This is a genomic window from Pseudomonas sp. SZ40, assembly GCF_052958135.1.
Genome location: NZ_JBQWIF010000009.1, coordinates 1 through 13,433, shown reverse-complemented (window position 1 = coordinate 13,433; position 13,433 = coordinate 1). Strand labels below are relative to the sequence as shown.

Below are 13,433 nucleotides of genomic sequence, written 5' to 3'. Positions count from 1 at the left end.
CGGTCCTCGGAAAACGGTATGTCGATGACAGGGTTCGGGCCCGGATCTTCCGGGCTCGTGGAATAGGTGTTGCGCGCGTCAGTTCAGGCGGAAGTCCAGCGGTACCGTGACCCAGCCTTCCTGAGCGACATCGCCACGCTTGGCGGGCACGAAGCTCCAGCGCTGCACCGCTTTCACAGCGGCCTGGTCGAGTACGTCACGACCACTGCTGGTCTGGATCTGGATATCTCCGGGTTTGCCGTTGGCCAGTACGCGGATACGCAACAACACGGTGCCTTCCCAGCCGCGGCGCTGGGCCAGAGAGGGATACTCCGGCGCCGGATTGCGCAGGTAAGCGGCGTTGGCGGAAGGCGGCGTCTCGGCAACCGGCTTGGGTGCCGGCGGCGCGGGCGGTGCCGGTGGCGCTTCGACCTTGGGCGGCGCAGGTGCGGGCTCGACCGGTTTCGGCACGGGTTTGGGTTCCGGCTTGGGTTTCGGCGGCTGCGGCTTGGGCTTCGGAGGTTCCGGCTTTGGCGGCGGCTTGACCGCCAGCTCATCGACCACCGGCGGTGGGGGTGGCGGCTCGACGACAGGCTCGGGGGGTGGCGGCTCGATCACCGGCTCCGGTGGCGGAGTCGGGGCAGCGAATTCGATGGTCATCGGTGGGATTTCCACCGGCACTTCCGGCAGCACCGGCTCGGGCCGCTGGCTCAGCCAGTGCAACACGGCGCCGTGCAGAACCAGCGCGAAAACACCCAACAGGATGGCTTCACGACGGCCAAGGACAGGTTTGGAAGCCGATGGGCTGTGGCGCAGGGTACCCAGTGCATGACGCAGCGGAACGCCAAGATCGAGTACCTCTCCGGGCAGACGCGCCTGTTGCCAGGTCGCGTCGGAGCGCGCAGAGGATTGAAGATTGCCCATTACGAAGATACTCCTGGAAATACCGACTTAGAGCCGGTCTAAGCACAAACAAGATTTCCAGTCGTCTGGTGGAGCCTAGAGTGAAGGTTTCCTTATATTTCGTAAAATCACTTTTTAATCAATGCTAATTCTTTATTTGCATATACCTTCAAGCGCCCGTTTCTTGTCGGATCAAACGGGCACCCTGAGCATCAGGGAGCGCTCACTGCACTCTGATAGAGAAAACCGTCGGAGTGGATGCAATCGATAGTCGGGAGAGCGCCGGGGGGTCGCTGTGCTCAACGCCAGGCCAGATAGCGGGACATGGTTGGAAGGCGGGGCAATGCGCTGTACGTGGCTCGGGTTGGAAACAGCGATACGGGGATAACTGACCCGGGTATCGCTGCAGTACGAAGGCAGGCTACGGACGTAGCTAACGAGCGGTTCTCGCCTGGCGCACCTTGTCCATGTAGGCATCCACCCGTTGGCGTTTGTCCTCAGGCAAGGCCAGGACATCCGCCTGGGCCGCCTCACGCGACAGCAACCCCAGGGGATGGGCGACGAACATCCAGTTCATGACGTGAAAGATCGCTCCCCAACCATGCAACGAGTTGCCCTGAATATCGATAAGACGCGGTGTGCGTACGGCGAACGACGCCTTGAGGTCCTGGTAGCTAACCGGCATGTTGGAATCGGCCACATCGCGCCAGAACGGGTTATCGCGTCGCGGGCAGTCGTAATGCATGCGCAGGAAGTCGCGGATCTCGCTCCAGCTCTGCGTATTCGCCGCATTGAAGCCGTCGATCACGCTGTCGAGAACGACGCCCTGGCTCTGCACCAGCACCCGCTCGAAGTTCTTCAGTTGTTCCAGCATCTGCCCGATCGAAGTAGCCTCGAGGGGTTCGACGAATCCGGATGCCAACCCGATGGCCAGTACGTTGCCCATCCATACCTGCTCGAAATGCCCAGGCTCGAATCGCAGGGTGCGCATCGGCTCGATGGCATGCCCGACCTTTGCTTCGATCTCTCTGACCGCGCGCTCAGGATCCATGTGGGCACTGCTGAATACGTAGCCGGCGCCAACCCGCTCACGCAGCGGGATCTGCCACATCCATCCGGCTTCCATGGCGATGGCCCGGGTAACCAGCGATGGATTCGCCTGCGGGTGTGGCATGTGGAAAGGAATGGCACTGTCCATCAACAGGTAGTCCTTGAACGATCGCCACCTGCTCCCCTCCGTCTTGCCGATCCCCAGACGGGCGAACCCGGATGCGTCGATCATCAAGCCCAGGTCGAGCGCTTCTGCGCTGCCATCGGTGTTGGTCACGCGCAGGCTCTGCACCAACCCGCGCTCATCTCGTACAAGAGAATCGACCTTGCCCTGTTGATGGACAACGCCTCGCGAGACGGCGACCTTCCTGAGAAAATCAGCCACTCGGTGGCTGTCGAAATGCAGCGACATGGAGAGCCCCGAGCGCCCGCTGACCAGAAGCTGCGCCATCTCCATCTGTGACAGGTTGTTGACGACGGCTTCATAACCGACGTTGTAGCCCAGCACACCGCCATCCAGGGCGTGGTTGTGGTGAATCAGCGCTGCCATCAACGGGTAGCCACCAAACTCCGACCAGCCCAGTTCCTCAGCCTTGGGGTCGGCGAACAGGTGATAGAACCTGTCCTGCTCGCCGCCGCCACGCCATCCCTCGTAGCAGAAGCCCATCTTGAACGCCGCCCCGGTTTCACGCATGAAATCGCTGACGGGAATGCCGTTGCGGTTGAGCGCCTCGATCAGATTGATCAACCCCCCCTCGCCCACGCCGACAATGCCGATGTCGGGCGACTCGATCAGCCGCACCTCGATCGATGGATCGAACAATCGCCGCAAAGTCAGCGCAGCGAACCAGCCTGCAGTCCCACCGCCCACCACCACATGGCGGCGAGCGCTTCGTATATTCAACATTCGAGTACCCTTGATCTGGCGATACGTCGTGAAAAAGAGAGGGCGAATACTCGCCCTCTCTATCTTTCCTGATTGTAGAAGCGTGGCGAACTCAGACCACGACGAGTTGATGGTTGGCCAGCAGCGTCGCCAGATCCGTGCTGACCCCATTGAGGGTCACCAGCGCTGTCGAACTGTAGGCCGAGCCATTCCCATCCCGGTCGATGCTCACGGTGGTGTTGCCGTTACTGGTGGCCACCGAAATGAACTGACCGATGGTCTCGTTACTGGCGATGGTCGCGACACCGTTGATGTAGCGGGCACCGCCGCCGGCGGTATAACCCACCAACAGCTCCGATAGATCGATACGATCGGCGTTGGGGCTCGCCTCCCAGGTACCCAGGCTGAATCCGTTGACCGTGTCGGTACCGTTGCCGCCCGTTCCGTCTGCAGTGGAGCCGGCCAGCACCTTGTAGAGCAGCGTGTCACGACCGCCGTTGATCAGGTTGAAGGTATCGTTGCCTCCGCGCCCTTCGAACAGGTTATCGCCTGCGTCGTCGGTGAAGGTGTCGTTACCTGCGGCCCCGGCTATGCCCTCGATGTTGCTGAGGGTCACGGTGTTCCAGCCGGTGTTCTGCGCACCGCTCAAGCTCATGTCGATGGTCAGCGCAGTGCTGCCCGCCAGCTTGAAGTCGACGATGTCCATCCCGCCGGTGTTGCTCCATGTCTTGTAATCGGAGTCTTCGGTGGTACCACCACCACCCTCGTAACGCTTGGTACCAAGCGTGGCGAAGAAGGTGTCGTTGTAACCCGTCCCGATCACACCTGCACCGATGGTATTGGAAGACTCGGTTTCACCCTGCGCCGTGAGCACGTAGGCCGAATCGGCTTCGCCAGCTTTCAAGCCACCCCAGCTGGAGTTGACGTGCTGGATGGTGAAGCCAGCCACACTGCTACTGGCCCCTACATGGCTGGTGACCCCATTGATATTGCGCAACAGGATGATGCTGTAGGTCTCATTGGGATTGAGGCCATAGAAGTCGACGATGCTGGTGCTGTCGTTGGTCTGCCCACCGGCCTGCGGATTGATGATCTGCGTGGAAACCACCACCCCGGCGGAATTCACCAACTTCACCGTGTTACCGAAGTAGGTGGTGATGCCCTGCGGGTCGACGATCCGTACGTGCATGCTGGTACCGTCGGCAATCACATTGGTGTTGCGCACGTAGGTAGTGGCACCGGTGCTGGTGAACAGCAGCAAATCCTTGGCGCCGTCATAGTCGACGTCGACACTGAGCATCCCGGTGACCGGGTTACCGGTTACCACGCCCGCCGCAGAGATCGCGCCACTGAAGGTCCGAGCCGTCCCCGCAGCGCTGCCAAAACCTCCAGCGGTCTGCAGGTAGCTGGTATTGAAGCTTACCGTGCCACCCGAGGTCTGGTTGGTGTACAGATTGACGGTGCCGGTGACGGCAGCAGCGCCCTCTCCGATCTGCGGTGCTTCGATGATGTCCATGCGGCCATCACCGTTCCAGTCCACTGCCAGCGACGCACCGCCGCGGACGGTATCGTTGAACTTGTAGGTCCCGGTAGCGGTGCCAACCCCGGCGGTATTGGTGGATGCCAGGTTACCAGCCCCATCGTTGAAGAAGATGGTGCTGTTGTTCTGAGCCGCCACGGTGGTGCCATGTACCCTGCCCATGAACAGATCCATGTATCCATCGCCGTTATAGTCGGCCCAGGTCATGGACGGCTCGTTGGCGATGTTGGGGTCACCGGTGTAGAGCACCGCGTCGTTGATGATCTGGCTGGTGGTGAAGCCACCTGCCCCATTGTTCTTCACCACGACCAGACGTGCCGTGTTGCCACTGGTGGCCGTGCCGGTAGCGTCAGCTGCACCGATCTTGTTGGTGCCCGCGGTGGCATGGAATACCACGTCGACCGTACCATCGTTGTTCAGGTCGACACCAGACAGCTCCTGATCCGGCGTCGCATTACCGGTATTCAGGCCACCATTAGCACGCGTGTAGGTATAGACAGCGTCCTTGATGAATACCCCAGCATTGTTCTGCACGAACTGGGAGTTGTAGCCCCCCATCGCAGCCGCGTCGTTCGGCGTCTGGTCGCCGAAGATGACGTCGACGTAACCATCGCCACGGAAGTCGATGGCCATGACACCGCCGTACCAGCTGTAGGTGTTGGCCAAGCCGTCACCGGTCGCTCGGGTATCGGCCATCTGCCGGGCGGTGTAAGTTCCGTCACCGTTGTTGATGAACATCTGCTGACCGTTGCTGTAACGGCTATCGATACCCACGATATCCATATGGCCATCGCGGTTGATATCGATAAAGGTCGCGTTCTGCACCATGTTCATGTTGTTGTTGCCATACCCGGCGCCGCCGGTATTGCTGGTCAGCGATGTACCCACGTATTCGGCAACGCTCGAGTTGTCGGTACCGGTACTGCGGAATACCACCTGATTGCTGAAGAACTCCCAGCCACCGGTATTGCTCATGGTGACCGTGGTGCCTTTGTTGTTGCCATCACCACCCGCCGCGCCGAAGTTCGCTACCGGTATGGGAGCAACGATCAGCTCGTTGGTGTCGATGCCGCTGGCACCGTTGCTGCCGTCGCCGTTGATGATCTCGGCAAGGACCGGGTGTGTGCCAACCGAAAGCGCGTTCTCGTTCGGAATCTGGATGTACCAGGTCGAGTTGAGACTATCGACCATGACCGTGCCATCTTCCGAGGTGTAGGTCTTGCCGTCGATGGTGACATGCAGTCGTGCACCGTCTACCAGAGCGTATGGAATACGACCGGTGATGATAGGTGTGGTATCCAGCGTGACAAGAACGTTGACCTCGACGACGCTGGTCAGGCTGAACGCGTTCGATGGCGTACCTTGGTTACCAGCCAGATCCGATATCACTGCAGTGTAGGTGTGCAGAGTACCGCCTATGAGGGTGCTTGGCGGAATCGCGAACGACCAGGTAGTTCCCGTCACCGTGGCAGTACCCAGCAAGGTAGTGCCTTCGTAGATGCTGACGGTATCGCTGGCCGCAATGGCGCCAGACAGGCTGCCGTTCAACACCGGGGTGGCATCGTCCGTGGTCGACCCCGATGGCAGGTTACCCGTGGTGGTACCAAAATCGTCGGTGAAGCTGTCGATGGTGACGGTCTCGGTTGGCGGCACCGTGTCGATGATCAGGTTGAAAACATTGGATATAAGGCCTTCATTGCCGGCCCCATCCACGACCACCGCCACGAAGTTATGGCTACCATCAGCGGTGACAGCGACCTGATAAACCCAGGTGCCGTCGGTGACAGTGGCATTGCCCAGCAGATTCATGTCTTGGTAAATGCGTACGTAATCACCCGCCTGCAGACCTTCAACGGTGCCCTGCAGCAGCGGCGTGTTGTCGTTGGTCCAGGTACCGCTCGGGTAATCACCTACCAGGGTCTCCACATCATCGGTGAAGGTGGTGATGGCGACCGCATACCCATCCTCGGCACTCGGCGCGCGCGTATCGACGGTCAGGGTGAATTCGTCGGAAGCCAACCCCTCATTGCCCGCCGCATCGGCCAGCACCGCCGTATAGGTGTGACTGCCCTCGCTCGCCTGCACCACTTCGAACGTCCAGGTTCCAGCCGTGACGGTGGCAGTCCCCAGCAATTGGGTACCTTCGTAGATACGCACCAGATCACCATTTACCAGACCGGCCACGGTACCGTTCAACACCGGTGACAGATCGTTGGTGCTGGTGCCGCTACCGAAAATGCCGGTCTGCGCCTGCACGTCATCGGTGTAGCTGATGATCGCAACCGAGTAACCATCTTCGGCACTTGGCGCCGTGGTGTCGACGATCAGGCTGAATTCATTCGATACGACACCTTCGTTACCCGCCGCATCAGCCAGCACGGCCGTGTAGGTATGCAGGCCTTCGCTGACACTGGCGAGCTCATAGTTCCAGTTGTTGCCCGATACAGTCGCGACGCCCAAGAGCGTACCGCTTTCGTAGATGCGCACCACATCGCCAAGGGTCAGCCCTGCGACCGAGCCCTGCAGAACCGGCGAAGTATCATTGGTGGCGGTACCACTGCCGAAGCTGCCAACCTGGGCCGCGACGTCGTCGACATAATCGATGATCGCTACGGCATAGCCGTCATCCACGCTTGGAGCGCGGGTGTCGACGATCAGGGTGAACTCACTGGAGCGCAACCCCTCGTTGCCGGCGGCATCCACCACCATCGCGGTGTAGGTGTGAGTGCCTTCACTGACGCCCTGCAATTGGTAGAGCCATTCGCCGTCGGTAACGGTGGCGGTACCCAGCAGGTTGGCACCCTCGTACAGGCGCACGACATCACCAGCGACCAAGCCCGCTACGCTGCCCTTGAGCTGCGGCGAGGTATCGTTGGTACTGCTGCCGTTGGGGAAATCACCGACTTGCGCTTCGACGACATCGGCAAAGGCAGTGATGGCAACGGCATAGCCATCATCGGCACTTGGCGCCGTGGTATCGACATTCAAGGTGAAAGCGGCCGAGTTCAAGCCTTCATTGCCTGCCGCATCAGCGAGGATCGCAGTGTAGGTATGCGCCCCTTCACTGACTTGCGCGAGTTGGTAGAACCACGAATTGCCAAACACCGCTGCCGTACCCAACAAGGTACCGTTTTCGTATATCCGAACTTCATCGCCGGTAACCAGACCGGACACGCTGCCCTGCAAGAGCGGTGAGGTGTCATTGGTGGTGGTATCACTGCCGAATATACCAACCACTGCTTCCTGGTTATCGACATAAGAGGTGATGGCAACTGCGTAACCATCCTCGGTGCTCGGTGCCGTTCTATCGACCGTCAGAGTCAGCGGGCTCGATGTCAGACCCTGATGCCCTGCTCCATCGGCTACGACAGCCGTAAAGGTATAGGTACCTTCCGTGAGCCCGAGCACTTGAAAAGTCCAGGTTGCACCAGTGACCGTGGCAGCGCCCAGGAGGTTTTCGCCCTGGTAGATAAGCACGTCGTCGCCATCCACCAGACCCGATACCGTGCCCTGCAGAAGCGGTGACGTATCGTTGGTACTGGTGCCACTGACGAACGTACCGGTTTGTGCTTCTACATCGTCGACGTAACCGGTGATAGCGACCCTGTACCCGGTTTCCTCACTGGGCACCGATGTATCGAGCGTCAGGCTGAACGCATTGGAGGCCAGGCCCTCGTTGCCCGCCGCGTCCGCCAGGACCGCCGTGTAGGTATGCAGGCCTTCGGTGATGGTGGAAAGTTGGTAGGTCCAGCTGTCAACCGAGACGGTGGCAACCCCCAGTAACGTGCTGCCTTCATAGATGCGCACGACATCACCAGACACCAGCCCGGAAACGGTACCGCGCAACAACGGCTCAGGATCGTTGGTGCTGGTTCCGCTGCCAAAATCGCCGGTCCGCACTTCGACGTCGTCGGTGTAAGCGGTGATCGCGATGGCGTAACCGTCCTCCGCGCTCGGAGCAGTGGTGTCCACAGTCAGCGTGAAGGCATTCGAGAGCACGCCTTCGTTGCCGGCTGCATCCACTACCCTCGCGGTATAGATGTGCTCACCTTGTACCGCATCAGCGACCTGATAGGTCCAGACGGTGCCGTTGACGCTGGCAGTCCCCAGCAGGATCTCACCATCGTAAATCCGCACGAACTCGTCGGAGGCCAGTTCCGAGACAGTGCCCTGCAGCAGCGGCGAGCTGTCATTGGTGCTGGTATCGCTGCCGAAACTACCGACTTGCGCCTCCACGTCGTCGATGTAGGACACGATTTCCACGGAGTAACCATTGTCGGCGCTCGGCGCAGTGGTATCGACGGTCAGGGAGAACACCTCGGAGCTCAACCCCTGGTTACCGGCTGCATCGACCAGAACCGCGGTGTAGTCGTGCTGACCCTCACTGGCCTGTACTACCTCGAACGTCCAGGTGCCGTCGCTCACGGCCGCGGTTCCCAGCAAGGTTGTACCTTCGTAGATACGTACCAGATCACCGTTAACCAGGCCTGCGACCGTACCGTTGAGCACGGGCGACTGATCGTTGGTACTGGTGCCATTGCCGAAGGTACCGGTTTGCGCTTCCACCGAATCGGTATAGGAAACGATCGCCACCGCATAACCGTCGTCGGCGCTTGGCGCCTGGGTGTCGACAGTCAGCTCGAACGCGTTCGACACCAACCCTTCATTGCCTGCCGCATCGGTCAGCACGGCCGTGTAGGCATGCGTACCTTCACTGGCATCGACGACTTCATAGCTCCAGGTATCGCCCGATACGGTGGCTACGCCCAGCAGGCTGCTACCGTCGTATATACGGATGAGATCACCTGCTACCAAGCCGAAAACAGAGCCCTGCAAGACAGGCGATGTATCGTTGGTGGTGGTACCACTGGCGAAGGTGCCGGTCTGCGCCTCGACGTCATCGACATAATCGATGATGGCGATCGCATAGCCGTCATCTGCGTTAGGTGCTCGGGTATCGACGACCAGACTGAAGACATCGGATTGCAGCCCCTGATTACCTGCGGCATCGACCAGCACGGCGACATAGCTGTGACTACCCTCGGTGACATCCGCCAGCTGGAATACCCAGTTCTCGCCCGTGACCACGGCAGTACCAAGCAGCGTGCTGCCTTCGTAAATCCGTACGAAGTCACCCGTGACCAGCCCCTCCACGCTGCCCTGAAGCAGAGGCGAAGTGTCATTGGTACTGCTGCCGCTGGGGAAGTTGCCAACCTGAGCTTCGACATCATCGGCAAACGAGCTGATGACTACCGAATAGCCGTCCTCGGCGCTTGGTGCGCTGGTGTCGACGATCAGCGTGAAAGCATTGGAGCTCAAGCCCTCGTTACCCGCCGCATCGACCACTACCGCCGTATAGGTGTGGCTGCCTTCGCTGGCATCGACCACAGCGTAGCTCCAAGTGCCCCCTTGCACGGAGGCCGTACCGATCAGAGCACTTCCGTCATAGATACGAATCGTATCCCCCGCAATCATTCCCGATACGGTGCCTTGCAACAGGGGTGAAGTGTCGTTGGTCGTGGTGCCCAGCCCGAAAGTGCCGATCTGCTCTTCCTGATCGTCGATGTAGCCAGTGATTTCCACGGCATAGCCATCTGCCTCGCTGGGCGCAATGGTGTCCACGGTCAAGGTGAATACCTCGGAGGTCAATCCCTGGTTACCTGCCGCATCCACCAGAACCGCGGTGTAGTTGTGCGTACCTTCGTCAGCCTCACTGATCTGGAATGTCCAGGTATCAGCGGTCACGCTGGCAGTACCGAGCAGCTCCGTACCGGAGTAGATATGCACCTGATCACCGGGCGCCAACCCGGCTACGGAGCCCTGCAACAGAGGTGACGTGTCGTTGGTGCTGGTGCCGCTGAGGAAGACACCGGTCTGCGCTTCCACATCGTCGACATAACCGGTGATAGCTACGGCGTAACCATCGGCCGCGCTTGGCGCCGTGATATCGACAGTGATGATGAAGGGCTCGGAAACCACACCCAGGTTACCACTCGAATCGACCAGAACGGCCGTATAGGAATGCGTGCCCTCGCTTACGTTGGTTACCTGATAGATCCAGTTTCCGTCGGAAACCGTGGCCACCCCCAGTTGGGTGCGGCCCTGGTAGATATGCACCTCGTCTCCATCCACCAGGCCAGCCACCGTTCCACTTAGCAGTGGCGAGGTGTCATTGGTGGTGCTACCGCTCAGATAGACACCGGCTTGCGGCTCGACATCATCGGTGTAGGACGTGATCGCAACTTCGTAGCCGTCCTCCGCACTGGGTGCACGGGTATCGAGGATGAACTGACTGGTGACCGCCCCGCTGGTGCCCACCGCAGTGGTCTGGGTAACACTCACGGTGTAGCTGCCATCGGTTCCGATCGGTTCGGACGGCGTGTAGCTCCACTCGCCAGATGCGTCGACCGTCACATCGACAGGCGTGCCACCATTGACTGCCACGTGCACGGTGGCTCCCGCCACACCCGTACCGCTGAAGGTCGGGGTGATGTCATTGGTGCTACCACCATCGACCACCAAGCCCAACACAGGCTCCAGATTGTCGGAGACAACCAGCGTCGGCAGTTCGACGCTGCCGGTGGAGACGGTGAAGGTGGTACTGACAGGTGCACTGACGTTACCGGCGGTATCGGCCTGCGTCACGACCACCGTGTAATCACCGTCGGCAACTGCAAGGGGCGCTGTATAGCTCCAGTTGCCATCGCTGTCGACCAGCACGCTGATTACGGCGGCGCCATTGATCACCAGATTGATGGTGGCACCGGCCTCCCCCGTGCCCTGATAGGTCGGGGTGTTGTCATCGGTCACGCCACCGTTGTCAGCTACGTTGCCAGTGACGCTGCCCGCGTCATCGATGACCACCAGGGTCGGTGCGTTTGGTACCGTGATATCCACCACATAATTGTGCTGGGCCAGGATAGTGCCAACGTTACCAGCGGCATCGCTAGCGGCGAGGCTCGCAATTACCGTGGTAGCCGATGCCAGGACATCACCCGCAACGCTCACACTCCATACGCCAGTCGAGCCACTGCCTGCGGTCACGCTGGCACTGTAACTTTCGCTACCGATGGTCACCGTGACGATATCACCCGGGGTGAAATCACCGCTGACGGTACCGGAAATGACGTGTTGCACCGCAGCCGAGCTTTCGGCCAGGTTGACCTGATCATCACCCGCGACGGTGTCGATCGCCAGGCTGGTGCTGGAAGCATCTGGTACAGCGGTATCGATGCTGTAGGCGCGCTGTGCCTGAGCGCTGCCAAGGTTTCCTGCGCTGTCGCTCGATACGATGGATGCCGTGGCCGTGTAGGCGCCATCGGCGCCCAATGCAGAAGCCGCGACGCTAACGCTCCAGATACCATCGGCATCGATGCTGGTGGTATAAGCGGTGCCATTGACGGTCAGGGTTACCACATCGCCTTCCGTGAACGTTCCCGTGCTCACGCCACTGAAAATGACGTCCGACAGTGCTTCAGCGTTGTTGATGATGTTGTCGCCGGCGATGGCATCGATCGACAGCCCAGTGGTCACACCATCGGTTTGCACTGCGTAGTTGTGCGATGCGGAGACGGTGCCCTCGTTGCCAGCATTGTCATGAGCCACCAGGCTGGCATCGATGATGCGATCGGCATCAGCGGCCAGGTCGCTGCCAGCTACGTTGGCCACCGTCCAGATACCACCGGCAGCCACGCTGCCGCTGTACTGAACGCCATTGATGGTCAAGGTGATGACGTCACCAGCCTGGTAATCACCGCTCACGAGACCACTAAGGGTCAGGGTCGTCACGGCCTCGGCGGCATTGACGATATTGTCGTCGGTAATCGGATCGAAGCTGATGGTGGTCGAGGAGTTGCTAGGCAAATCGGTATCGACCACATAGGCACGACTGGCCGTTACGGTGGCCTCGTTACCCACCGCATTGTGGGCGAGCAAGCTGGCGTCGATGGCAGTGCCAACTGCCAATATGTCACCGGCAACGGTCGTGCTCCACAAACCATTCGCATCGACAGCAGCGGTGGTGGTGAAGCTACCAATGGTCAGAGTGACCACATCACCAACGGTGAACTCGCCCGTCACGCTACCGCTGATGGTCTCCGTGTTGCTGGCAGCCGCTTCGCTGGCGTTGACGATATCGTCACCTGCCACGCTGTCGATCGACAGTGCGGTGCCGGAAGGCGCGCTGATGTTGACCAGATAAGGACGGCTCGCGGTAACGGTGCCCGGGTTGCCCGCGATGTCGTGAGCCAGAATGCTCACTTGAACGACCTGACCACCATTGCCGCCAAAACCACCTGCAGCCACCTCAACGCTCCAGGTTCCGCCTGTGGCTACCGCACCGGTATAGGTACCGACTGCAGTGGTGAGGGTTACCACATCACCAACGCTGTAATCACCGCTGATGGTGCCGGTTATCGTCACTACATCACTCGATTCGGCGGCGTTGATGACGTCGTCGCCGGTAATGGCGTCAATCGTCACCTGGGTAGTGGAGGACGACGGGCCGGAAGTGTCGACTGTCAACTCGAAACTGCTGGAAACGTCGCCCAGATTGCCTGAAGCATCCACTACACGAGCGACATACGTGTAGGGCGCATCGGCCAGATCGGAATCGGTGAATGTCCAATTAGTCCCGGTGACTGTCGCCTGACCAGCCAGAGTGCCGTCACGATAGACGTTGACCTGCTCGCCCGTCAGCAGCTCTGCTGTCAAGGAACCATTGAGAGTAGGAGTGCTATCGTCCGTGCTGCTGCCTGACGGCAGAGCGGTGTCCTGAATCAGGCCAACGTCATCGGAGAAGCTGTCGATCGTTGCTGTGGTAGTTGGCGCAATGGTGTCCACGTACGGCACGGTAGTTTCTGCACTGACGTTACCAGCAGCATCGCTTGCGATAACGACTACGTCACCGGTTGGCTGATTGATCGGCGAAGTGATGGTGTAGGAACCATCAGCACCGGCAGTAACGGTTTCGGTAGTGCCGTCAGGATTGGTCACGCTGACGGTGCTACCCGCCTCTGCTACACCGGCAACGGTCAAGCTACCGTCAGCATTGACCGTCACTTCTGCCGTCGGGGC

Annotated in this window: 3 protein-coding genes; all 3 read right to left on the bottom strand. The window is 60.0% G+C overall.

Annotated elements, in window-relative coordinates:
• Positions 1 to 78 precede the first annotated feature (78 nt).
• Positions 79 to 903 carry an energy transducer TonB gene (locus tag ACT9T4_RS09485; RefSeq protein ID WP_042556164.1) on the bottom strand — a complete coding sequence of 275 codons (825 nt, stop codon included), beginning with the start codon at positions 901 to 903 and terminating at the stop codon, positions 79 to 81.
• A gap of 412 nt (positions 904 to 1,315) precedes the next feature.
• Positions 1,316 to 2,839, bottom strand: a complete 1,524-nt coding sequence (locus ACT9T4_RS09480) for a tryptophan halogenase family protein (RefSeq protein WP_042556165.1) — start codon at positions 2,837 to 2,839, stop codon at positions 1,316 to 1,318.
• Between the two features lie 91 nt (positions 2,840 to 2,930).
• Positions 2,931 to 13,418: a beta strand repeat-containing protein gene (locus tag ACT9T4_RS09475; RefSeq protein ID WP_499116639.1), complete on the bottom strand. Its 10,488-nt coding sequence runs from the start codon at positions 13,416 to 13,418 to the stop codon at positions 2,931 to 2,933.
• Positions 13,419 to 13,433 lie beyond the last annotated feature (15 nt).

Coding starts and splice junctions, on each gene's coding strand:
- ACT9T4_RS09485 (WP_042556164.1), bottom strand. CDS start 903: ATGGGCAATCTTCAATCCTCTGCGCGCTCCGACGCGACCTGGCAACAG.
- ACT9T4_RS09480 (WP_042556165.1), bottom strand. CDS start 2,839: ATGTTGAATATACGAAGCGCTCGCCGCCATGTGGTGGTGGGCGGTGGG.